Annotated in this window: 26 protein-coding genes; 19 read left to right on the top strand and 7 right to left on the bottom strand. The window is 51.5% G+C overall.

Going from position 1 to position 23,064, the window contains the following annotated elements; all coding sequences use genetic code 11:
• Positions 1 to 27 precede the first annotated feature (27 nt).
• Positions 28 to 1,515: an MBOAT family O-acyltransferase gene (locus INF35_RS06645; protein WP_193500830.1), complete on the bottom strand. Its 1,488-nt coding sequence runs from the start codon at positions 1,513 to 1,515 to the stop codon at positions 28 to 30.
• A 247-nt stretch (positions 1,516 to 1,762) separates the two neighbouring features.
• Between INF35_RS06645 and greA the strand changes: the two genes are divergently transcribed.
• The 8 genes from greA (at position 1,763) to INF35_RS06605 (ending at position 7,201) form a co-directional block, all read left to right on the top strand.
• On the top strand, positions 1,763 to 2,251 hold the full coding sequence (greA, locus tag INF35_RS06640) for a transcription elongation factor GreA (protein WP_193500829.1): 489 nt from the start codon (positions 1,763 to 1,765) through the stop codon (positions 2,249 to 2,251).
• 42 nt (positions 2,252 to 2,293) lie between these two features.
• Positions 2,294 to 3,808, top strand: coding sequence for a lysine--tRNA ligase (gene lysS, locus INF35_RS06635; protein ID WP_193500828.1), 1,515 nt, complete (start codon positions 2,294 to 2,296; stop codon positions 3,806 to 3,808).
• 264 nt (positions 3,809 to 4,072) lie between these two features.
• Entirely contained in the window at positions 4,073 to 4,336 is a 264-nt protein-coding gene (locus tag INF35_RS06630) for a DUF6462 family protein (protein ID WP_193500827.1), read from the top strand.
• Positions 4,333 to 4,581 carry an excisionase gene (locus INF35_RS06625; protein ID WP_193500825.1) on the top strand — a complete coding sequence of 83 codons (249 nt, stop codon included), beginning with the start codon at positions 4,333 to 4,335 and terminating at the stop codon, positions 4,579 to 4,581. The genes INF35_RS06630 and INF35_RS06625 overlap by 4 nt, the downstream gene beginning before the upstream one ends.
• Before the next feature lie 30 nt (positions 4,582 to 4,611).
• Positions 4,612 to 4,974, top strand: a complete 363-nt coding sequence (locus tag INF35_RS06620; RefSeq protein WP_193500823.1) for a TnpV protein — start codon at positions 4,612 to 4,614, stop codon at positions 4,972 to 4,974.
• A gap of 199 nt (positions 4,975 to 5,173) precedes the next feature.
• Positions 5,174 to 5,455, top strand: a complete 282-nt coding sequence (locus tag INF35_RS06615) for a plasmid mobilization protein (protein WP_235983152.1) — start codon at positions 5,174 to 5,176, stop codon at positions 5,453 to 5,455.
• A 5-nt stretch (positions 5,456 to 5,460) separates the two neighbouring features.
• Positions 5,461 to 6,846: a relaxase/mobilization nuclease domain-containing protein gene (locus INF35_RS06610; protein ID WP_193500821.1), complete on the top strand. Its 1,386-nt coding sequence runs from the start codon at positions 5,461 to 5,463 to the stop codon at positions 6,844 to 6,846.
• 28 nt (positions 6,847 to 6,874) lie between these two features.
• Positions 6,875 to 7,201 carry a hypothetical protein gene (locus INF35_RS06605; RefSeq protein WP_193500820.1) on the top strand — a complete coding sequence of 109 codons (327 nt, stop codon included), beginning with the start codon at positions 6,875 to 6,877 and terminating at the stop codon, positions 7,199 to 7,201.
• Positions 7,202 to 7,283: 82 nt separating this feature from the next.
• Here the strand turns inward: INF35_RS06605 and INF35_RS06600 are convergent, their stop codons facing one another.
• Positions 7,284 to 7,535: a helix-turn-helix domain-containing protein gene (locus INF35_RS06600; RefSeq protein WP_320415301.1), complete on the bottom strand. Its 252-nt coding sequence runs from the start codon at positions 7,533 to 7,535 to the stop codon at positions 7,284 to 7,286.
• An 88-nt stretch (positions 7,536 to 7,623) separates the two neighbouring features.
• Between INF35_RS06600 and INF35_RS06595 the strand changes: the two genes are divergently transcribed.
• The 6 genes from INF35_RS06595 to INF35_RS06570 all read left to right on the top strand — a co-directional run bounded on the left by INF35_RS06595 (position 7,624) and on the right by INF35_RS06570 (position 12,881).
• Positions 7,624 to 8,061 carry a hypothetical protein gene (locus tag INF35_RS06595; RefSeq protein WP_193500819.1) on the top strand — a complete coding sequence of 146 codons (438 nt, stop codon included), beginning with the start codon at positions 7,624 to 7,626 and terminating at the stop codon, positions 8,059 to 8,061.
• A 273-nt stretch (positions 8,062 to 8,334) separates the two neighbouring features.
• A complete protein-coding gene (locus tag INF35_RS06590) occupies positions 8,335 to 8,553 on the top strand; it encodes a helix-turn-helix domain-containing protein (protein ID WP_193500818.1) in 219 nt (72 codons plus the stop codon).
• Positions 8,554 to 8,605: 52 nt separating this feature from the next.
• Entirely contained in the window at positions 8,606 to 10,108 is a 1,503-nt protein-coding gene (locus INF35_RS06585; RefSeq protein WP_193500817.1) for a class I SAM-dependent DNA methyltransferase, read from the top strand.
• Positions 10,098 to 11,303 carry a restriction endonuclease subunit S gene (locus INF35_RS06580; RefSeq protein WP_193500816.1) on the top strand — a complete coding sequence of 402 codons (1,206 nt, stop codon included), beginning with the start codon at positions 10,098 to 10,100 and terminating at the stop codon, positions 11,301 to 11,303. Before INF35_RS06585 ends, INF35_RS06580 begins: the two co-directional genes overlap by 11 nt.
• 112 nt (positions 11,304 to 11,415) lie before the next feature.
• Complete coding sequence (xerA, locus tag INF35_RS06575) at positions 11,416 to 12,399, top strand: site-specific tyrosine recombinase/integron integrase (RefSeq protein WP_193500814.1); 984 nt, start codon at positions 11,416 to 11,418, stop codon at positions 12,397 to 12,399.
• 11 nt (positions 12,400 to 12,410) lie between these two features.
• Positions 12,411 to 12,881, top strand: a complete 471-nt coding sequence (locus INF35_RS06570) for a restriction endonuclease subunit S (protein WP_193500812.1) — start codon at positions 12,411 to 12,413, stop codon at positions 12,879 to 12,881.
• On the opposite strand, the gene INF35_RS06565 is transcribed toward INF35_RS06570, so the two are convergent.
• Positions 12,878 to 13,573 (bottom strand): restriction endonuclease subunit S domain-containing protein, encoded by a 696-nt coding sequence (locus tag INF35_RS06565; protein ID WP_193500810.1) that lies wholly within the window; start codon positions 13,571 to 13,573, stop codon positions 12,878 to 12,880. The two genes, INF35_RS06570 and INF35_RS06565, sit on opposite strands and share 4 nt — an antisense overlap.
• A 36-nt stretch (positions 13,574 to 13,609) precedes the next feature.
• Here INF35_RS06565 and INF35_RS06560 point away from each other — a divergent pair, with 36 nt between their 5' ends.
• The gene (locus INF35_RS06560; RefSeq protein WP_193500808.1) at positions 13,610 to 16,690 is read left to right on the top strand and encodes a type I restriction endonuclease subunit R; all 3,081 of its coding nucleotides are present in this window, start codon (positions 13,610 to 13,612) and stop codon (positions 16,688 to 16,690) included.
• A gap of 112 nt (positions 16,691 to 16,802) precedes the next feature.
• Here INF35_RS06560 and INF35_RS06555 read toward each other — a convergent pair whose 3' ends face one another.
• The 4 genes from INF35_RS06555 to INF35_RS06545 form a co-directional block, all read right to left on the bottom strand.
• Positions 16,803 to 17,027, bottom strand: a complete 225-nt coding sequence (locus tag INF35_RS06555; protein WP_007047388.1) for a DUF2188 domain-containing protein — start codon at positions 17,025 to 17,027, stop codon at positions 16,803 to 16,805.
• Between the two features lie 59 nt (positions 17,028 to 17,086).
• A complete protein-coding gene (locus INF35_RS13960) occupies positions 17,087 to 17,212 on the bottom strand; it encodes a hypothetical protein (RefSeq protein WP_007047387.1) in 126 nt (41 codons plus the stop codon).
• A gap of 197 nt (positions 17,213 to 17,409) precedes the next feature.
• On the bottom strand, positions 17,410 to 17,796 hold the full coding sequence (locus INF35_RS06550) for a hypothetical protein (RefSeq protein ID WP_193500806.1): 387 nt from the start codon (positions 17,794 to 17,796) through the stop codon (positions 17,410 to 17,412).
• Between the two features lie 199 nt (positions 17,797 to 17,995).
• Positions 17,996 to 19,876, bottom strand: a complete 1,881-nt coding sequence (locus INF35_RS06545; RefSeq protein WP_193500804.1) for a DUF6076 domain-containing protein — start codon at positions 19,874 to 19,876, stop codon at positions 17,996 to 17,998.
• 306 nt (positions 19,877 to 20,182) lie between these two features.
• Here INF35_RS06545 and INF35_RS06540 point away from each other — a divergent pair, with 306 nt between their 5' ends.
• From INF35_RS06540 to INF35_RS06525, 4 genes are all read left to right on the top strand, one after another.
• Positions 20,183 to 21,145: an AAA family ATPase gene (locus INF35_RS06540; RefSeq protein ID WP_193500802.1), complete on the top strand. Its 963-nt coding sequence runs from the start codon at positions 20,183 to 20,185 to the stop codon at positions 21,143 to 21,145.
• A 126-nt stretch (positions 21,146 to 21,271) separates the two neighbouring features.
• Positions 21,272 to 21,481, top strand: a complete 210-nt coding sequence (locus INF35_RS06535) for a DUF6462 family protein (RefSeq protein WP_007047382.1) — start codon at positions 21,272 to 21,274, stop codon at positions 21,479 to 21,481.
• Between the two features lie 94 nt (positions 21,482 to 21,575).
• On the top strand, positions 21,576 to 21,746 hold the full coding sequence (locus INF35_RS06530) for a ribbon-helix-helix protein, CopG family (protein WP_193500800.1): 171 nt from the start codon (positions 21,576 to 21,578) through the stop codon (positions 21,744 to 21,746).
• A gap of 34 nt (positions 21,747 to 21,780) precedes the next feature.
• Positions 21,781 to 23,016: a tyrosine-type recombinase/integrase gene (locus tag INF35_RS06525; protein ID WP_193500798.1), complete on the top strand. Its 1,236-nt coding sequence runs from the start codon at positions 21,781 to 21,783 to the stop codon at positions 23,014 to 23,016.
• Positions 23,017 to 23,064: the final 48 nt, after the last annotated feature.

Below are 23,064 nucleotides of genomic sequence, written 5' to 3'. Positions count from 1 at the left end.
GGCGCCTCCTTTCGGTATGATGGCGGGTCAGAACCCGGCGTACATGCTGAAGTTGCTGCCCCCGAAGCCGCCGCTCTGCACGATGAGCCCGGCCAGGATAAAGACGATCAGCAGATAGTAGATGAGCCGGCGGCGGGGCATGGCGGCCAGGGCCTGCTCCGACGGACGGTTTTTGCAGGAGAAGGCCCGCCAGGCGTCCAGCCGGAAGGCCAGCACCAGACCCGCCAGCACCAGGACATAGTAGGCGGCCACCATGAGGGCATGGGGGTAGAAGCCGTTGTAGACGGCGGAATACAGCTCCGAGACAAAGCGGACGGGGGAGAGTCCCGACAGGCACCCGGCCAGATAGCCGAAGCAGTCGGACATGCCCAGGCCGGTGGTGTCCGAGCCCACCCGGAAAAAGACCATGCTGAAGGTCCAAAGCACAAAGACGACGGCCCGCTTGCCCCACAGCCGGGAGGCGGGGGCCCGCTTTTTGGGCTTGCCCAGACGCTGGTGGAGCACTTCCTCCCCGATGCGGTAGACCGCCTGCAGAATACCCCACACCACAAAGGGCAGGGTGTTGCCGTGCCAGAACCCCGACACGAAAAAGACGCAGAACAGGCAGACCCAGACAGGCAGCCGGTCCCGGCGGCCCCGGGTCAGGGGAGAGATGTCCGCCCAGGCCAGGGGCATGAAGAGGTAGTCCTGCAGCCAGGAGGAAAAGCTGATGTGCCACCGGTTCCAGAAGCCGGAAAAGTTGGTGGCAAAGAAGGGAGTCTTGAAGTTTTCCGGCACCTCGATGCCCAGCAAAAGGGCGGAGGCCCGGGCGGCGTCGGAGTAGCCGGCGAAGTCAAAGTAGAGCTGGAAGGTGTAGGCCACCGCCGCCACCAGCAGCATGCCGCCGCCGTAGGAGCGGTAGTTGGGGAAAACCTCGTTGACCAGCAGGCCCAGCACGTCGGCCACGGCAACTTTCTTGAAGGTGCCCAGAGCGAACAGCCGCAGGGCGGCGATGGTGCGGCCCTCGTCAAAGCGATGCTCCGCCGCCAGCTGGGGCATGAGGCTTCCCGCCCGGCAGATGGGCCCCGAGATGACGGTGGGGAAAAAGTTCATGAAGAGGGCGTGGATGATGAAATTGTGTTCCACCGGGCAGTCGCCCCGGGCGGCGTCGATCAGGTAGGAGATGGCCGCAAAGGTGTAGAAGCTGATGCCCAGAGGCATGGCGATTTTGGGCAGGGGCAGGCCCCAGTCCAGCCGGAGCAGGTCGCCGTATTTGAAAAAGGCCAGAATGGCAATGAGCACCACCACGCCCAGATGCAGCCACCGCCGCTGCCGGGGGGATTCCAGCGCCCGGGCAAGAAGATAGCTCAACACCGTGATGCCCAGCGTCACCCCGAACAGCTGGGGGGCAGCCAGAAGATAAAAGACCCAGCTGGCCGCCAGAAGAAAGCCCGGCTGCCAGCGGTGGGGCAGATGCAGGTAAACTGCCGCCGCTACGGGCAGAAAGGCGAAATATCCAAGACTTTGCAGGCCCAAGGACGAACCTCCCCATACTCTCCCCGCACAGGGCGGGGCAGATAAAAATATACAGACACTATATTATAGCACAAGGGCGCGCCGATGTCGAATAAAAAAACAGCGTCCCCACGCGCACGCCGCTGCCGGAAGTCCTGCCGCCTGACAAGAAAATCACTTGACAACGCCACATAGCCCTAGTATAATGTAACAACTGGTGCGGCCCGCTTGGGCCGCACAACTTTTACTGTTAAGGAGAAAACCGGCTATGGCAAAAGAAGTTGTTGTCACCCATGAGGGCTTGAAAAAGCTGGAAGAAGAACTGAACAACCTGCGCACCGTCAAGCGCAAGGAAGTTGCAGATAAAATCAAGGTTGCCCGCGGTTACGGCGACCTTTCCGAGAATGCCGAGTACGACGCCGCCAAGGAAGAGCAGGCCATGGTGGAGGCTCGTATTGCCGACCTGGAAGCGACCCTCAAGATCGCCCGCGTCATTGACGATAACGCCCTGTCTCACGACACTGTCTCCATCGGCATGCATGTGCGCATCCTGGCCGAGGGCGACGATGAGGACGAGGCTGAGGAATACGATATCACCGGTTCCACCGAGGCCGATGTGGATTTGAACCGCATCAGCGACGAGAGCCCGGTGGGTGCTGCGCTGATCGGCAAGAAGGTCGGCGATTCCGTCGATGTCACGCTGCCCAACGGCAGCATTATCACCTACAAGGTGCTGGGCGTCAGCCGCAGCCGCTAAGGCCCTGCCGCACAGCAATTTTCAGGACAGGAGAAATGTCGTATGGAACAAAATAACGCCAACCGTCCTCAGCAGGACGCCGATGTCAGCCAGCAGGCTGCCGTCCGCCGCCAGAAACTGGCGGATCTGCGTGCTGCGGGACAGGACCCCTTCACCATCACCCGCTACCCTCAGGATGCCTTCTCGGCAGACCTGAAAGAGGAATTTGCCGACCTTCCCGCCGAGGCGGAGACCGGCAAGATCGTCTGCCTGGCCGGGCGCATGATGTCCAAACGCGTGATGGGCAAGGCCAGCTTTGCCCACCTGCGGGATGCCAAGGGGGATATCCAGATCTTTGTGCGGCGTGATGTTCTGGGCGACGAGCCCTATGCGGCATTCAAGAAGCTGGACATCGGCGATATCATCGGCTGCAAGGGCGAGGTGTTCCGCACCAAGATGGGTGAGCTGAGTGTTCGCGTCAGCGAAATCACCCTGCTGTCCAAGAGCCTGCTGCCCATGCCCGAGAAGTTCCACGGCCTCACCGACCGGGAGGCTCGCTACCGTCAGCGCTATGTGGACCTGATCGTCAACCCCGATGTCAAGGAAACCTTTGTCAAGCGCAGCGCCATTCTGCGGGAGCTGCGCAGCTTCCTGGACGGCAAGGGCTTTTTGGAGGTGGAGACTCCTATCCTCACCCCCTTTGAGATCGGCGCCTCCGCCCGTCCCTTCCTGACCCATCACAATACCCTGGACATGGATATGGTCCTGCGCATCGAGACCGAGCTCTACCTCAAGCGGCTGATCGTGGGCGGCATGGACCGGGTCTACGAGGTGGGCCGCATCTTCCGCAACGAGGGCATGGACCCCAAGCATAACCCCGAGTTCACCACCATCGAGCTCTACCAGGCCTACACCGACTACCACGGCATGATGGATCTGGTGGAGGAGATGATGAAGACCGTTGCGCAAAACGTCTGCGGTACGCTCACCGTTCCCTATCAGGGCAAGGAGATCGACCTCTCCCACTGGGAGCGCATGACCATGGTGGAGGCCGTCAAGAAGTATTCCGGTGTTGATTTCGACACCGTCGCTTCGGACGAGGAGGCTGTCGCCCTGGCCAAGGAGCATCACGTGGAACTGCCCGAGATCCCCACCAAGGGCGCCATCCTGGCCGAGTTCTTCGACGCCTTTGTGGAGGAGAACCTCATCCAGCCCACCTTTATCTACGATTATCCTGTGGAGGTCAGCCCGCTGGCCAAGCGCAAGCCCAATGACCCCATGTTCACCGAGCGGTTTGAGTACTTCATCAACGCCACCGAGTTCGGCAATGCCTTCAGCGAGCTCAACGACCCCATCGACCAGAAGGGCCGTTTTGAGCGTCAGGTGGCAGAGCGCAAGCAGCTGGACCCCTCCAGCAAGGCCCAGGTGGACTACGACTACGTCACGGCTCTGGAGTACGGCCTGCCCCCCACGGGCGGCCTGGGCTTCGGCGTGGACCGTCTGGTCATGCTGCTGACCGACTCGGCTTCCATCCGCGACGTCCTGCTGTTCCCCACGATGAAGCCCGTCGACCAGTAAAACCACATTATATAGACATTCTGAAAAAGAAAAAACACTATATATTGTACCCGCTGCGTGATGTACAGCTCGTTGTGACAGCAATTTGACAGCAAAATTTCAAGGAATTACGCATTCACACGAACGGTTGTGAATTTCAGGCAATTCGAATCTCAGGTTTGGATTAACCCCAAAGCGCTTCTCAGAAGATTTCTGAGAAGTGCTTTTTTGTTTGCAGTCAACTTTTGCCACACATTCCCACCATCAAAACAGGAGGCACCTTATATGAAAGAGCAATACAAACCGATTAAAAGCATGAAAGAAGTTCCCGCTCAACTGCGGAAACTGCGCAGAGAGTATATTCGCTATCAGCAGGCCGAACTGATTTACAGTCTGTCACACAAGAAGCTGCTGGAATTGGCCAGCGATGCGGGCGCGATTTTTCGGATTGACAGTACCGTCCTGATCAATCGTGAGATCTTCGATGCCTATCTGGAGCGTTTCCATGAACCGGCTACCGGCAAATACCGGGGAGGTGATGCAGAATGAGCGGAAATGTGTGGATGTTTTCAGATCAGATTGATGATGAAGATCTGGAGTTCATGGCCCATGAATTTGTAACCTATGCGATGGCTTGTGCGTATTACGATTTGGGGCTGAAGCCTCTAACCCGTATGGCACACGAGGCTGGTGCGATTTATAAAATCGGGACGAAGGTACTGATTCGCAGGAGCATTTTTGAATCGTATTTGAGAGAGCAACGCAAAGAAAACACCTGCAATGATTGCAATTAAGGAACTCAGGAACGCTGAAGGAGGCACACCATGGAACTGACTTACACCGAGATCAACGGCTATCTGATTCCCGATCTGATCCTACCTGAAACCGACAGCCGCCCCATCGGCAAATACGGCGAACTGCGGCGGCAGTTCCTCCGGGAACATCGTCCTAACCTGTTCGACCTCATGCTTCTGGAAGGTACGCTGCACAGCCACCTGGCCGATGTGGACGCCACCGCCCGGCAGATGGTGGAAGATGCCATCGCGCAAATGGTCCGCCAGCAGGGCGTGGATGAAGCCCTCAAGCGGGCCGATCCGCTGGCCTGGGCAGGGCGCATGAATGCAATCAAGAGTGCAGCCGAGGAAGCGGTCCTGCCGGACCTTCTGTACGGGGACGCGCTGGAGTGATTCCTTTTCAGTCCGTACAAAAAGACCTGTCCGCAGGGGTAACGAGCACTGGCTTTGTATAGCTTTTGCAAGCCATACGCCGCCCCAGCGCAGGACGCTGGCAAGGGGCGCAGCCCCTATGACCCCCAAAAATCCAACAACGCAACAATGCAAAGACCGAGCAGCGATGCCCGGTCTTTTGCTATATGGAGGTGAAAATATGTTGACTCGAAACGTGCAACTGAACATCCGGGTGACAGCGGAAGAAAAGAAACTGTTTGAACAGGCGGCCACCCGATGCGGGCTGACACTTTCCCAATACATCCGTATGCGGCTGCACAACCAGATGCCCCGGCAACTGCCCAGCGCCGACTACCGGCAGGTGCTGGATGCCCTCACCGTGCTCTACCAAAAGGACAACACGCCGGAGGTGCAGCGGGAGATTCTGGACACGCTGCTGGCCATCCAGAGGGCTGTTACGGTGCCGCAGAAGGAGGAGTGAAAAAGATGGCTGTCACCAAGATCTGGCCCGTGAAAGGGCGTCTGGATGCGGTCATACGTTATGCCGGAAACGAAGAAAAGACCCGCCTGCCGGACCTGACCGGCCTGTCTGCGGGCAAGGACGATCTGAGCGACGTGCTGCAATATGCCGCCAATGACGCCAAAACCACCCGGGAAAGCCAGCTGTTTGTCAGTGGTATCAACTGTGTACCGGAGATTGCCCGCCAGCAGATGGAGCTGACCAAGCAACAGTTCGGCAAGACCGGCGGCACGGTGGCCTTCCACGCCTACCAGAGTTTCCGCCCCGGCGAGGTCACGCCGGAGCAATGCCACTCCATCGGGGTGGAACTGGCCAAACGGGTGTGGGGTGCCCGGTTTCAGGTACTGGTAGCCACCCACCTGAACACCGACTGCTGCCACAATCACTTCGTCATCAACTCGGTGTCCTTCGTAGACGGCAAACGGTACAACGACTGCAAAAAGACCTATCGTGCCCTGCAGGATGCCTCAGATGAACTTTGCCGGGAACAGGGGCTTTCGGTGGTAGACAAAAAGGACACCCACCGGGTGCCTCGCAACATCTACCTGGCCGAAAAAGCCGGAGAACCTACCCGGTATAACGTCATGCGCCAGGACATTGATCTGGCCATCCTGCGCAGCGAGACGCCCCGCGATCTGCCTCGTATCCTGCGCAAGATGGGCTACGAGGTGGACTTCAACCCCAATCACAAGTACGCCACCATCAAGCTGCCCCATGACCGCCGTGCCGTGCGCTTCCAGACGCTGGGGGAGGAATACACCCTGCAGGCCATGGAAGAACGCATCCGGCAGAACCATGTGATGGGGATATCCCAGCGCATCGAGATTTACAACAAGCGGTATCCGCCGGTGCATCCCCATTACAAAAAACTGCGTCGGGATTTTCAGAAGGCCATCATGGAGGCATTTGGCATCTACCGCACCTACCTGTATTACTGCTACCTGCTGGGCAAATTGCCCACCACAACACCCAACTACCGCCCGCCGCATCCGGCAATGCGGGAAGATTACCGCCGCTGGGCGGAAATCGAAAAGCAGCTGCATCTTCTGGAACGGCATTCCCTGAATACCGCAGAGGAGGTAGCTGCTTTTGCGTCGGAGCAGGAGCAGAAGCTGGCCGACCTGGAGGCCCGGCGCACCAAATGCCGCAACCGTCTGCGCCGCTGCCGCGACCCGACCGAGTGTGAGACCCTCCACGCGGAAAAGGATGAACTGACCAAACAGATTACCGAAACAAGAAAGGAGCTGCACACAGCCCAGCAAATTCCCGCCCGTGTCAAACGTATGCGGGAGAATATCCAACTATTGAATGACCGGGAGCAGCAGCGCGCAGCCCACCAGAAAGAACGATAACCACCCAATCACAGAAAGGACAACGAATATGAATCCCTACGGCATTTTGACCTCTTATGAAGAACGCATGAAAGCCAACCTGCAGCGCTACCAGCGCCCTGAGAAGGTCGGTACTTTCCGCCTGCGCCTTGATCACCGCACCTGGGGCAAGCACATGTGCCTGTTCTGCTACTTCACCGATCTGGACACCGGCGAGAAGCTCCGCCTGGCTTGTTGGCGCGGCGCCGGGGAGCGCTATGCACCACGCAAATGCACGATCGACTTTGCCAAGGTCCGTGACCGCACTGTCTGGCGCTGCATTCTGGCGGCAAACGTGTACGGTATCATTGACTGGATCGATGCGGAGCCGCTGTAAGAAAAGCCTACAATCCAACTTTGTAACGTGACATAAGCGACAGCCCCTACCTGTGTATGGATGAACAGGTGGGGGCTGTTTGCTATTTCAGTTCTTGTTCCAGATCCTTGAATAAGTCAGAATGGAAAAACTCCTCGATAGTGATACCCAAGCCGTCACACAGCTTTTTGATAGTGGAAACTGTAGCGCTGCGGTTTCGCCCGCTGATAATGTTATTGACAGTAGATTGCGTGACACCGCTCATGTTGCACAGCTTATTGATGGAGATGTTCTGCTCTTGGCATAGTTCCAGAATGCGCTCTTTGACTGCCTCACCGATGTTCAAGGGTATCACCTCACTTCCAAGAAAATGATACCCGTTTGCTATTGAAAAGATTAACCCTTTTGAGTTAATATAACTCAAAAGGGTTGGTGATTTTCAGATGGATAAAAAGCGCTGTTTTCTGATTGGCCACCATGATGCTCCTGAGAGCATTTATCCCGCGTTGCAAAGAGAAATTGAACGGCATATCACCGAACTGGACGTAACCGAATTTATCGTGGGACGCTATGGAAATTTTGATCGCATGGCAGCAAGGGCTTTGGTAACTGCAAAGCAGATTCACCCGGAAATATTCCTTTGGCTTTTACTGCCATACCACCCGGCAGAGCAGAAAGTTAAGGCCCCGGAAGGCTTTGACGGTAGTCTCTATCCGGAGGGGCTGGAGAGAGTCCCACGACGTATAGCTATTGTCAGGGCAAATCGGTCTGTCGTAGATCACGTTCATTTTCTTATTGCGTATATTCGCCATCCAGGCAGTAATACGCAAAAGCTGTTTGAATACGCAAATAAAAAGAAGCTTCAGAGCAGTCTTTTATAACCACAGATGCAAAGCCAAAAGATTGAGCGGTATCCTTTTGTGCAGAAACTAACATGATAATTTTTAGAGATAATCACCAGCTGCAGTGTGTGGTGATCGGCACATAAAAATCTTGCAAACGCATGATTATTCTTGCGAATCCTTGTTGATTATGTTATCATTAATTACAACGCTGTCAGGTGTTGGAATAGACTATTGGCAGCAAGACTGCAAGAAAAATGCTCTGCTGTCAGGCAGAGCATTTTTTATTGTGAGGGGGAGGCTCTTTTTTCTATGGCCGTTAGTTACAAAAGGCTTTGGAAGCTTTTGATTGACAGAGACATGAAAAAGAAAGATTTATGTGCACAGGCCGGAATCAGTTCTGCTTCCATCACCAAAATGGGAAAGAATGGCCATGTTACAACCGAAATCCTTTTGAAAATTTGTACGGCATTAGATTGTAGGATTGAGGATATCATGGAAATTGTGCCGGATGATAAGGAGAATACCTAACATCCCATCCCACAGAAACAAGTAAACACAAGAAAGTGAGAGAACACATTCTATGGCAGATAAAAATACCAGTAACATTGGTTTTGAAAAGCAAATTTGGGACGCTGCTTGCGTACTGCGCGGCAACATCGACGCTTCAGAGTATAAATCCGTCGTGCTGGGTCTGATTTTCTTGAAATATATCTCTGACCGCTTTGAGGCCAAGCACCAGGAACTGGTGGCCGAGGGTGACGGCTTTGAAGAGGATAAAGACGAATATATTGCCGAGAATATCTTCTTTGTGCCGGAGAACGCCCGCTGGAGTGTGATTGCCGCTGCGGCCCATACGCCGGAGATCGGAACGGTCATTGACGAGGCCATGCGCAGCATTGAAAAGGAGAACAAACGGCTGAAAGACATCCTGCCCAAGAACTTTGCCCGCCCGGAGCTGGACAAGCGCCGACTGGGCGAGGTAGTAGACCTGTTCACCAATATCCAGATGGTGGAGCATGGCGACAGCAAGGATATCCTGGGCCGTACATATGAATACTGCCTGTCCAAGTTCGCCGAGCAGGAAGGCAAACTGGCCGGTGAATTCTATACGCCGTCCTGCGTGGTGCGCACGCTAGTGGAAATTTTGCAGCCCTACAATGGCCGCGTGTATGACCCCTGCTGCGGCAGCGGTGGTATGTTTGTGCAGTCGGCCAAGTTCATCGAGAACCACGGCGGCAACATCAACAAGATTTCGGTATTCGGCCAGGACTCCAACCCCACCACCTGGAAGATGGCCCAGATGAACCTGGCTATCCGTGGCATTGAGGCCGACCTGGGCAAGTTCAACGCCGATACCTTCTTTAATGATTGCCACCCTCAGCTGAAAGCGGACTTCATCATGGCAAACCCGCCCTTCAACCTGTCCGGCTGGGGTCAGGAGAAGCTGCTGGACGATGTGCGCTGGCAGTATGGTACGCCGCCCGCAGGCAACGCCAACTTTGCTTGGCTGCAGCACATGATTTGGCATCTGGCACCGGGTGGCCGTATCGGTATGGTGCTGGCCAACGGCTCCCTGTCCTCCCAGAGCGGCGGCGAGGGCGAAATCCGCAAGAACATCATCAATGCGGATTTGGTAGACTGCATTGTGGCCATGCCGTCCCAGTTGTTCTACACCACCCAGATTCCCGTTTCGCTGTGGTTTCTGGCTAAGAACAAAAAGCAAAAAGGCAAGACTTTGTTCATTGATGCCCGGAGGATGGGCACTATGGTTACCCGCAAACTGCGGGAGCTGACCGATGAGGACATCCAGAAGCTAGCTGATGCCTACAATGCCTTTGCGGACGGTACACTGGAAGACGTCAAGGGCTTCTGTGCTGTAGCTACCACCGAGGAGATTGCCAAGCAGGATTATATCCTTACCCCTGGCCGGTATGTAGGCATTGAGGAACAGCAGGATGACGGCGAACCTTTCGAGGAAAAGATGGACCGACTGACCAAGGAGCTGTCCGAGCTATTCCGGAAATCCCACGAACTGGAGGCGCAAATCAAGGAGCGAATGGGGGCGATTGGGTATGAAATCTGAGTGGAAAAGCTCAACTATCGGTGAGGCGTGTTTGCTTGTCACTGATGGATCACATTCAAGCCCGAAGAGCACCGATACTGGGGAGTATATGGTTTCGGTTAAAGATTTTACCCCCTACGGTTTTGACTTTAGCTCATGTAAAAGAATAAGCTCAGAAGATTATGCTGCGCTGAAACGCAATGGGTGCGTTCCCAAGGTAGGAGATATTTTAGTGGGAAAGGATGGGGCGCGTTATTTTGAAGACATAATTATATATGACCAGCCGGAACACCCTGCATTGCTTTCATCTATCGCAATTTTGCGCTGTAATCCACAGGAAATAGTGTCAGAGTTCCTTTACTATCTAATGAAAACGCCAAGTTTCAAACAGCACGTTCGAGATAATTATGGTTCCGGGTCTGCTATTCCCCGTATTATTCTCAAGGATTTCAAGAGAATGCCAATACAATATCCTGCCATTGACGAGCAAGAAAAGATTTGTTCGCTTCTTTCAAGGATTGACGGCAAAATAAAGGTCAATATACAGATAAACGATAATTTAGAGCAGCAAGCGCAAACTCTTTTTCAAAAGCTGTTCGTCGAAAATGTCAATTTCAAATGGCGTAAAGGGACTATCAGCGATCTTGGCACAGTTGTTGGCGGTAGTACCCCCTCAAAATCCAAGCCGGAATATTACACGGAACATGGTATAGCTTGGATTACTCCTAAAGACCTATCGGTGAACAAGTCCAAATTTATCGCTCACGGTGAAAATGACATCACCGAGCTTGGCCTAAAAAACAGCAGTGCAAGCATAATGCCGGAGGGGACAGTCCTGTTTTCCTCTCGCGCACCTATAGGCTACATTGCAATTGCTGCTGGTGAGGTTACCACAAATCAGGGGTTCAAATCGGTTGTTCCAAAAGCGGAAATTGGTACACCATTCGTTTATTACTTCTTGAAAAACGCCTTGCCCACCATTGAAGGCATGGCATCCGGCTCTACTTTCAAGGAAGTGTCCGGCAGCACCATGAAAGATGTTCCTGCACTTATTCCCGATAGTGAAACGCTTGCTAAATTCAACGAGTTTTGCGGCCCGCTCTTTGGTCAACAGCAAATGTTGGAGCGGCAGAATCAATCTCTGGCTGCACTGAGAGATAGTTTGCTTCCGAAACTGATGTCTGGTGAGATTGATGTCTCTGATGTCAGCATCTAAGCCGATAAATTATCGTTTACCTCCCTAAATCAACTCTCATCAGTGGCGAGAGATTATCCCAAAAGAACTGCCACTGACTGTCGTTCTCTTAATCTGAAAAGGAGATACGACAATGAAAGATGAACTGATCAACGAGATACAGCGACAAATGCTGCCCCATCTCAACAATAAACAACTATTGCAGCTCCAAAGAGTTCTGAATGAGGTACTACGGAATGCTACGATCAGTTTTGATACCCCCCATGAGGAAGTGCAAAAGACGGATTTAACAGAAGCCTTCATCTCTGCAAAACGCATTGAAGGCTGCTCAGAAAAGACCCTGCATTATTACAGGAAGACCATCGAAGCGATGTTTACCGGCATCGGCAAAACAGCTCAAGAAATCACAACGGATGATTTGCGACGGTACTTGACCATCTATCAGGTTCAGCGCGGTTCGAGCAAGGTGACGATTGATAATATCCGGCGTATTCTATCCAGTTTCTTTTCATGGCTGGAAGACGAGGATTTTATCATGAAAAGTCCTGTTCGACGCATCCACAAGGTCAAAACAGCGAAGGTTGTTAAGGATACTTATTCGGACGAAGCATTGGAGCTTCTGCGAGATAGCTGCTCATGCACACGAGATCTTGCCATCATTGATCTTCTTGCATCCTCCGGTATGCGCGTTGGTGAAATGGTTATGCTCAACCGAGAAGATATCAACTTTAATGAGCGAGAATGCGTAGTCATTGGAAAAGGAAACAAGGAGCGTCTGGTGTATTTTGATGCCCGCACGAAGATACATTTACAGAACTACCTTGCAAGCCGTACAGATGCAAATCCTGCCCTCTTTGTATCGTTAAAAGTCCCTCATGACCGGCTGATGATCGGAGGCATAGAAGTAATGCTGCGGGGACTTGGAAAGCGGCTCAAGCTGACAAAGGTTCATCCGCATAAGTTTCGGCGAACGCTTGCCACCTCAGCCATAGACAAAGGAATGCCCATCGAACAAGTCCAGCAACTTTTAGGGCATCAGAAGATCGATACCACCATGCACTATGCGATGGTGAAACAACAAAATGTAAAGCTGGCACACAGAAAATACATCGGATAGGATGGTGAAAAATGACAACTTGGAAAACAGGAGAACTGGGCAAATTTATTACTCTGAAAAGAGGGTATGATTTACCTCAGCAGAAGCGAAAAAACGGAGGTGTCCCTATTTTTTCTTCGTCTGGAATCAGCGGAACGCACGATACCGCAATGGTTAAAGCTCCCGGCGTGATAACTGGACGATATGGAACCATTGGTCAGGTTTTCATGGCAGATGAAGATTTCTGGCCTTTGAATACAACCCTTTATGTTGAAGACTTTCATGGGAACAATCCCCGGTTTATCTATTATTTTTTGAAAACTTTAGGGTGGGAGAAATTCACCTCCGCGAGTGCTGTGCCTGGAATCAACCGCAATACTGTTCATAAAGAGACAATCTGCTTGCCAGATATTGCAACGCAAGACAAAATAGCCTCCGTACTGACAACGCTGGATGACAAAATTGAAATCAACGAGAAGATAAACGATAATTTAGCGGTTTAGAGCTGAATGCTTGAAACATCGACTGTACCTGACATCAGCTTTGGCAGCAAGCTGTCCCTAAGGCGTTTCAGCTTCTCGTTCTCAATTGCATTCACCCGGATTTGCTCATACATAGGATGCACAAGAGAGCTAAACAAAGCAACATCTTCACGGGCCGGCATAACAAAAGAATATTGCAAGGTTTCAGAGGGGGGTGTCCTCTGGCGACTACCTGTAGAACCAGTAACATGACTGCACATGAATGCAGAAAAATCATCACTATCGATGAGTGAATACAGAAAATCCGTATAGCCCTGATCTTTGGCTTTATAAACTATGAACTCTGTGGAGCATACCGCTTTTCCAGTGAGGCAATACGGTTTCCAGACCCGCTTTATTGTCGGGTTTAGCTTTGAAATCATGAAACAATCAGCGTCAACTTTGAACTTGTTGCTCTTGATATTTGTGGATAGCTCAAACACTGGGAAATGTGTTTCGTCAAAAGCCGGGATACTGTAATGTTCAAGCATGGTTTCCGGTTCTTTTGCTGGATTAAAGCTTTTGTTGCAAATGACGGCAACATCACCCAGCGTTGCAGCAGGCCAACCATCTGGCAGAGCATTGCGAGATACCCGTCCAAAGTATTCAAAGAACAGCGCTTGCGCTTGCTGCTCTAAATTATCGTTTATCAGATGTAAGAGGAAGAAAAGCATAAACAACTTTTACCCATTTATAAGAGGTGATCCACCGTGCCCTTCACCGAATCCAACTACGAAAACGCCGTATTACAGCTCTTTACTCAGAGTCTGGGCTATTCCTATGTCTATGGCCCGGATATCGAGCGGGACTACCACTCGCCGCTGTATGAGGATGAACTGCTGCCTGCGCTCCAGGCGGTTAATCCCACCATGCCCCGGGAGGCGTTGGATGACGCAGTGTACAAGCTCAAAAACTTTGAGTCTGGATCTCTGTTGCAGAAAAACATGGTCTTTACCGATTATCTGCAAAACGGTGTGCCTGTGAAATTTCTGTTGAAGGGCGAGGAACGATCAGGCCTGGTGTATCTGGTGGACTACCAGAATCCAGAAAACAACCGATTCACGGCCATCAACCAGTGGACAGTCATTGAGAACAGCGAAAAGCGGGCCGACATCGTTCTGTTTGTCAATGGCCTGCCACTGGTGGTCGTGGAGCTGAAATCTCCCTCCCGCGAGGAAACCGATGCTTCCGCCGCTTATCGTCAGCTGCGGAACTACATGCACGAAATTCCGTTCCTGTTCATCTACAATCAGGTCTGCGTTATGAGCGACATGACCACCTCCAAGGCGGGCACCATCACCTCCGGAGAGGACCGCTTCATGGCCTGGAAAACAAAGGACGGCAGTTACGAGAATACACAGACCGCTCAGTTCGATACCTTCTTTGAAGGAATCTTCGAGAAGCAGCGCTTCCTGGATATTCTCCAGAACTTTATCTGCTTCAACGTGGACGGCGCCAATACTTTTAAGGTTTTGGCAGCCTATCACCAGTATTTTGCCGTGAAAAAAGCCATCGAATCCACCAAACATGCCACCGTCACTGATGGCAAGGGCGGCGTTTTCTGGCATACTCAGGGCAGCGGCAAATCCCTGTCCATGGTGTTCTATGCCCACTATCTGCAAAAAGCGCTGGAAAGCCCCACTATCGTTGTAGTCACTGACCGCAACGATCTGGACAATCAGCTGTATGGACAGTTCTCCCGTTGCAGGGATTTTCTGCGTCAGACTCCCCAGCAGGCGGAAAGCCGCCAGAATTTGCAAGAGCTGTTGGCTGGCCGTCAGGCAAACGGTATCATCTTCACCACCATGCAGAAATTCGAGGAAACCGGCGAACCACTGTCGGAACGCCGGAACATCGTGGTTATGGCGGATGAGGCCCACCGCGGGCAGTACGGTCTTACCGAAAAGGTCATCGCCAAACGGAATGAAAAGGGCGAACTGGAGGTCAAAACATCCATTGGCACGGCTCGCATCATCCGCGACAGCCTGCCCAATGCTACATACATCGGCTTTACCGGTACCCCCATTTCCTCCAAAGACCGCAGCACCCGGGAAGTGTTCGGCGATTATATCGACATCTACGATATGACCCAGGCGGTGGAGGACGGCGCTACCCGCCCGGTTTACTACGAGAGCCGCGTTATCCACTTGAAGCTGGACGAGCAGACCCTGCGTTTGATCGATGCCGAATATGATTTGATGGCACAGAACGCGGACCCCTATGTCATCGAAAAGAGCAAGAAAGAACTGGGGCAGATGGAAGCTATCTTGGGTGCCGACCAGACCATCGCGTCCCTGGTGGATGATATCCTCGACCATTACGAGAATTACCGGGCCAACCTGCTCACCGGCAAAGCCATGATTGTAGCTTACTCTCGCCCCATTGCCATGAAAATCTATAATCGTATTCTCCAGCTGCGCCCGGATTGGACCGAGAAAGTGGGCGTTGTGATGACCCAGGGCAACAACGACCCGGAAGAATGGCGGGAAATTATCGGCAATAAGGCCCATAAGGAAGAGCTTGCCCGCAAGTTCAAGGATAACAATTCCCCCATGAAAATTGCCATCGTGGTGGATATGTGGCTGACGGGATTTGATGTGCCCTCCCTCGCCACCATGTATGTGTATAAGCCCATGACTGGGCATAACTTGATGCAGGCCATTGCCAGAGTGAACCGCGTTTTCCGCGATAAGGAAGGCGGACTGGTAGTGGACTATGTTGGTATTGCCGCGGCCCTCAAGCAGGCCATGAACGACTATACCGTACGGGATAAAAAGAACTACGGCGATCCGGACGTGAGCAAAGCTGCTTATCCCAAGTTCCTGGAAAAGCTGGAAGTGTGCCGCGACCTGTTCCACGGTTTTGACTACACCGCCTTCATGACCGGCGATGACCTGGAAAAAGCACGGATGATTAGCGGCGGCGTTAATTTCCTGCTGGGTAAATCGGTGGCGGAGCACAATTTGCCGGATAAGGAAAAGACACAGAACGTCTACATCAAAGAAGCTCTGCTGCTCAAGCAGGCACTTTCCCTGTGCAGCAGCATGGTAGATGAGAAAACCCGCTTGGAAGCTGCCTATTTTGAAGCGGTGCGTACCATGCTTGTTCGCCTTACGACAGGCGGTGGAACTGGCAAGAAGTTTACACTTCCGGAAGTCAATCAGCGTATCAATGATCTGTTGAAGCACAGCATCAAGAGTGAGGGCGTTATCAATCTGTTCTCCGATGTGGGAAAAGAATTTTCTTTGTTTGATCCCAAGTTTTTGGATGAGATCTCCCGCATGAAGGAGAAGAACCTGGCGGTAGAATTGCTGAAAAAGTTGATTGCTGAGCAGGTTTCCGTCTATCGTCGCACCAATGTGGTGAAGTCGGAAAAGTTCTCCGAAATCATCCAGAGTTCTATGAATCGGTATCTCAACGGGATGCTGACCAATGAACAGGTCATTGAGGAACTTCTGAAGCTGGCCAAAGATATTGCAGCTGCCAATGCGGAAGGCGAAAAGCTGGGCCTTACCCAAGAAGAACTGGCCTTCTATGATGCTTTAACCAAACCCCAGGCCATCAAGGACTTCTATGAACACGATGAACTAATCGCTCTCACAAAAGAGCTGACCGATGCATTGCGTAAGAATCGTACGATTGACTGGCAGAAAAAAGAAAGTGCCCGCGCTGGAATGCGCAGGTTGGTGAAGCACTTGCTGAAACGGCACAAATATCCGCCGGAAGGCATGGAAGATGCGGTAAAGACCGTTATGAGCCAGTGCGAGATGTGGACGGATAATGCGCAATGAAAATGATACGTATCAGAATGCGAAAACTATGAGGAGATTTTTATAGTAAAAAAGCGAGAAGATTTTTTACAAAATCTTCTCGCTTCTACTCAGAAATCAGTTATCCAGAAACTCAGCCTTTTGGCGGAAATGGATCATTACCATATGAGTTTTTCTCACGAATCTTTCCATCAACACCATGGATAACCACCTCGGCACTCTGATGAATTGCAACCACACGAGCTTCCTTAAATGCCTGCTCTTGTGTGGACGCAATACCAGTTGCTCTGGTGTTGTGGATTTCTTTGTACTGCCAGTTACCATCTGGACGCTTTGTGATGTGATATTCTTTTTTCATTGAAACTCCTTTCGGTTTCAGAAAAAAGGGATGAAACCACCAACATCCCAACGGATTCATCAATGCTTTACCGCAATGCGGAACGCTTTGTGCCCGTACTGGCGGGCATAAATGCGTTTGCCATTGCGAAGCGTAATAAACGCAACGTAGATGTACGTGACATCACTTTTGCGAATCTCATCCATCGCAACTACCTCCTTCAAGCAGATTTTTCTGGGACGAATCTCAGAAATGCTTGCAAGAGGCAAACATGGTCGATATACTAAAGGTGTTAAAGGTTTAGCACATGGTGGTTTGCCATGTCTACATCTTGCCAAAACCCCATTTGAGTGCCAGCTCGAGTGGGGCTTTTTTATGTCAAGCGGACATTGCCGCAGGACAACTAGCTAAGGGGATGCGCTTCCTTGAGATCAAATAGCATCGCATGCTCCTCTTTCAAAAGTACACCATCGATGCGATAGCCACTTGATTCTTTTAGATTCCATCCCATCAGCTCTTGAAACGTGTTTAGGAGATCGCGACCGTTCCACCGCACAGAAACTACATTGGATTTTTTCTCTTTGTAAAAAGCGGCTGCATTTTTTGCGCTTTCCTCGCATGCTTGAATCGCGATTCGTTTCTCATTCTCGTCAATCAAAAGCACCACGAACTTGGGATAGCCTAATTTGATGACGACCGACTTGTTAAACGTGATGCCGTTACTTGTGATGGAAATGTACGGGACGCCTACATTGAAATTGTAAGCGGTGAAAGAGTCCAGAATAGACATGATGGCTCCTCCTTTCTGCTTAACATTTTACACGCTCTTGCGGAATGAGTCAAGCAGAAAATTCGTATAAATTGTTTTACGATCTTTGTGCATATTGCTCTGAAATTGCAAAATGACGTTTTTGATCGTCTTGAATCATTCGAAATGCTTGCTTACTTTGCTTCTGCTTGGGGAAACGATTTAAAAAATCGAGGCCACTTCATTTTTTTGCAAAGAGAGATTGTTCTTTCTCTCCAACTTTGCGTCTGCTTGTGCTTCTTTTTTGCTTGCGGCGTTCTTCGACCGTCTCCTCTTGCCGAATTCTATCAAAAATCGCGCATAGTTCTTTATCAAAAGCCTCTGGATCAAAGGTTTCGGGATGTTCCGATGCCCGCGATACCAGGGGCTTTACTTCTGCCCGCCAGCGGGTGATGGTAGCTTTGCGGCTGGTATCGGACATACCCACAAAACGGCTGAGTCTGCCGTTCAGCTTGTTGCCAATCTTGGTGTATAGAGCAGTTGCAGGATCTACTGTGCGGCTTTTAGCGGTCTCCTCGGCACCAACTTCCTTGCAGGTGCGCTGACCACCGTTGGGCGCCTTGCGGTCACAGTATTTGGCCGTGGAACTGAACGGTATGAACAACATCCCGCACTGCTTGCAGCGACGGGCTGTTTTGTGTTGACCGCACATTTGCAAGAACTCCGCCATTACCGCCTCGGACAGATTATCCGCCACAAGGTAGCTGCGACTGGTAATATCGGGATGCTTCCGGGCCTTGGGGGATTCCTCCGGCAGAGACAATCGGCTAAGCATCTTCATGTGAAGCTGCTCATATAGCTTGTTTCCAGCTCTGATACCGGAATACCGCAGTAGTAAGGCATCACCATATCTCTGCATAGCATCTTTGTCAGGCTGCATATCGGCAGCCACCAAAGTGAAATCAACCAAATCGGACAGGCCGGACTGGAAATCAGACAAGCCTTTCAGCTGTTCCCACAGGAACTTCAGAATAGTATAGGCGGCAGCGGAGTATTCTCTGTCATCGGAATCTTCATATTGTACCAAAACGGCATCTGGTTCTGGCCAGGAATCCAGATAACGTTCGATACACTCAGCGGCACTTTCCAAAGCAAATGCCTTGTTCAGCTCGCGCTGGGCCACCGTTACAAACTTATTTTCTATGATCAGATCCAGATCTTCCTGCGGAAAAGCCATATAATTCAGCTTTACCAAAGCCTGATGATAGAAATCGGAAGCTGCCTGGGTGCAGTAGTCTTTCAGTAGATTCTGCATAGCGGGGTAATCTTGCAGAGCATCCTGTACCTTATTATAGAGTTCTGCCACCTGACAATAGAGGTTTTTCTCCGGGTGAGCCAAGCCATCAGCTATTGTGTGTACTTCTGCCGCAGGCGCCGTAGGAGAAGAAGCAGGCGCTACATAATGCCGCCAATCAGCGGTAGAAAACAGATCTGGATTGATGGGTATCTCTGCATCCCGGTTAGCGTCAAGAAGAGCCTTCGCTTCCTGCGCCAGTTCCGCCCAGGGAAGATCCAATGTTGCAAACACAAGCATCCCCAAAGGGTAGCTCTCTTCCATCCAGATGTTTTTCTGATGTTTACGGAGATAATCAATATACTCCTGCAGGTCCATAGAGAGCAATCGATCCAGTATCGTGTCCCGCTGCAGAGAAGCTGTGCGTTGTCTGTGCACAGAAGTAGGCTTAGTCTGCGGCTCTACGGTAAAAGGGGAAGAATCTTCTTCCGAAGAAGTTGCCATTGCAGCCGCTTTCGATTGCTTGCCGGAAAAAATTCGGCCGCTCCACCGCCGCAACCATTCAAGCACGGTTTCCTTACCGAAAGAAAAATCAGAATCTCTTTCCGATTTGGAATCCAGAGGCTCACTTATTGAGGCTTTGTCCAGTACTTCGCGGTACTGGCGAATGTTCTTGAGGCGGAGATGCGTGGCTGTACGCTCCTGCTGGCGGCGCATTTCCCTCGCAGCAGGGTTTCCCTGAAGCTGAGGAGTAAATAAGGATTGGGGAATCAAAAAAGGCTCTAATAGCTTTTCGCCTTCAAAACGGAAGATAATACTTGTGGACATAATGATTTTCCTCAAATGCAAGAGCTTCAATATATAACGTGTAAACGATATATATCCGTGTAATCCTTTGAAAATTAACGTGTAATTTTGTCTTTACATGAAATCATCATAACATGTATAGCATTTGCGGTCAAGACGTGATATTCTGTTGCCACGGAACCTTGAAAACTGAATACCCGGCCACTGAAGGAGATACGATCTTGCCATGACCCGCAGGGCGAGCGAGACGACGTTGGGGAGACACCCGGACAGGAACGGATTTGGCGGACCGGCCTTTTATTTGAACTTCATGAAGGAGGTACTTTTGTGAACGAACAAGAGATCCTCTGTTTTGCGGATATCCAGGCAGAGGAAGTGAAATGGCTTTGGTATCCTTACATCCCATACGGGAAGATCACCATATTACAGGGGGACCCCGGATGCGGCAAGACCATGGCGGTGCTGTCACTGGCAGCGCTGCTCTCCAAAGGGGAATGCCTTCCCTTTGAAGAAGCTGCCCAGCGGGAGCCCATCAACATCCTGTATCAGACCTCGGAGGACGGCATTGCCGACACGATCAAACCGAGGCTGGAAAGCGCGGGTGCCAACTGTACCCGCATCAAGATCATCAATGAAGAAAAGCGGGCACTGACCTTCGACGATCCCCGGCTGGAGCAAAGCATCCTGAAGGAGAATGCCCGACTGCTGATTCTCGACCCTCTTTCAGCCTACATCGGCCCTACGGTGAGCATGAATCAGGCCAACGAGGTACGGGGCGCATTCCGCAATCTGTACGCCATGGCCCAGCGCACCAAATGCGCCGTGCTCATTGTGGCGCATATGAATAAGATGAGCGGCATCAGCGCCCTGTACCGAACCAGCGGTTCCATCGACATTGCCGGTGCTGTGCGGTCCATTCTGACCGTGACGAGGTACCAGCGTTCGCCCACACAGCGGGTGCTGGTGCCGGTGAAAAGCAATCTGGCTGCTGCCGGTCCGGCGCTGCTGTTTGAGCTGAACGACCATGTGGAATGGCTGCGACAGCTGGACGAGGACGCGGAATCCCTCTTGAACGGCTGCGACAGTCTGACCGAAGCCCCCACCAAGCAACAGCAGGTGGAGGAAGAACTGCCTAGGCTGCTGGAAAAGGGCCCCGTGTCCAATCAGGAGATCACCCAGCATTTCAAGAACAAAGGCATTCAGGATCGGACGGTGAATCTTGTCAAAGGCAGGCTGAACATCCGCAGTGTCCGCAGGGGTGACAAGTGGTACTGGCAGCTGAACGCATGAACCAAGGCAACCATGCAAAAGGACGCGCCGCTGCTGGCCCTTGCGTTGTTGCATACTTACCTATAATCCAAAATAAGAACTCCAATAACAAATGATACCGATACGAGGTAGAAAGGGAAAGTGACCATGGGATATGCACGAAAAGATGTTGAGAAAGCCAAGAAGGCTTCCAAAAAATTTGTCCGCTACAAGGAAGGGGCAGAGAAGTATAGCATGGGGTTGACAAAGTTTCAGGCTCTGGCAAAAGAAGCCAAGGCGGTTTATAAAATTGATAAGCTCGCTTTGGTGAATTGTGAGATTTTTGAGGATTATCTGGAAACCTTTCACATTGCCTGATTTTACAGGCAGGCTGAAAAGAAAATGCTCGATACACTCTTGACTTTTTGTCATACAAAAAGTATCCTATAGACAGGGAGGCGTGAGAACAGGTATGGCGGATATGGGAAGACCAAAAAGCGAACACCCGAAAAAGAAAATATTGAGTGTTCGCGTCGATGATTCCTTGTATCAACGGATCTGTGCTTACGCTGAACGCCATGGAATGAATGTGACGGAAGTTGTCTTGCAAGCGTTGGAAAAATATATATCCAAACGTGAGTAGTATCGAGCCCTTCTCCTTTTGAGGAGGAATTGATATGGCAAAGACAAGAAAAGATCTGCGGGGCAGGGCCCTGCGAAAAGGAGAGATGCAGAGAAGTTCCGACAAGCGGTATTCCTACTGCTATACAGATCCGCTTGGACGGCGCAAGTACATCTATGCAAACGACCTTGTGACACTCAGGGAAAAGGAAGCAGAGTTAACCAAGAACCAGTTGGACGGTCTGGATATTTATATTGCCGGAAAAGCAACGGTGAACTTCGTGTTTGACCGGTATATGAAGCTGAAAGCCAATCTCAGGCAGACAACCCGAAGCAACTATCTGTATATTTATGACCGCTTTGTCCGAAACACCTTCGGCAACAAGAAGATCGCGGATATACGTTTCTCGGATGTGCTTCAGTTTTACAACTGCCTGCTTCAACAGCAAGAGATGCAGATCAACACACTGGAAAGCATCCATACGCTTTTGCGTCCGACGTTTCAGCTGGCGGTTCGTGATGGCATCATCCGGAACAACCCCACAGATGGGGTACTGGCAGAGGTTAAGAAAAATTCAGACCATCAGAGCGGAATACGCCACGCTCTGACGGTGGCTCAGCAGCGGGCCTTTATGGAGCATGTCGCCAACCATCCGGTGTACTTCCACTGGTGGCCGTTGTTCACCATATTGCTGGGTACAGGATGCCGGATCGGGGAAGCGCTGGGCCTCCGTTGGGAAGATATTGACTGTGAAAACAGAGTGATCCATATCAACCATAGCCTGGTCTATTATCCGGTAGGGGAGAGCCGCACCTCTGTCCAGCATATCTCAAAGCCGAAAACAAAAGCCGGTGAGCGCACCATTCCAATGCTTGACTCTGTGCAGGATGCCTTTGAAATGTTGCGGGAAGAACAGCTGGAGAACGGCTGGAACGATGTGGAGATTGACGGAATGCACGGGTTCATCTTTTGCAACCGCTTTGGAAATGTTCCCAATCCACAGTCTGTCAACCGGGCGATTAAAAGGATTGTTTCCGATTATAATGCCACAGAGGAAATCAGCGCGAAGAGGGAACACCGGGAAGCCGTTCTTCTGCCGGATTTCTCTGCGCACCATCTTCGGCACACCTTTTGCACAAGGCTTTGCGAACAGGAGACCAACCTGAAGGTCATCCAATCGGTCATGGGACATAAGGATATTAAGACCACGATGGATATTTATGCCGAGGCGACCGAGGAGAAAAAACAGGAATCGTTTGAACGATTGGCTGCTACATGGAATGTATTTTGAGAAGGACTTGGAGAGACAGATTGTCTGACAGCAAAATTCTTGAGATGA

Origin of the sequence: Gemmiger gallinarum, from assembly GCF_014982805.1 — a bacterium.
Taxonomy (GTDB): domain Bacteria; phylum Bacillota; class Clostridia; order Oscillospirales; family Ruminococcaceae; genus Gemmiger; species Gemmiger gallinarum.
The sequence above is the reverse complement of the archived record's forward strand: the minus strand, read 5'-3'. Positions and strand labels throughout refer to the sequence as shown.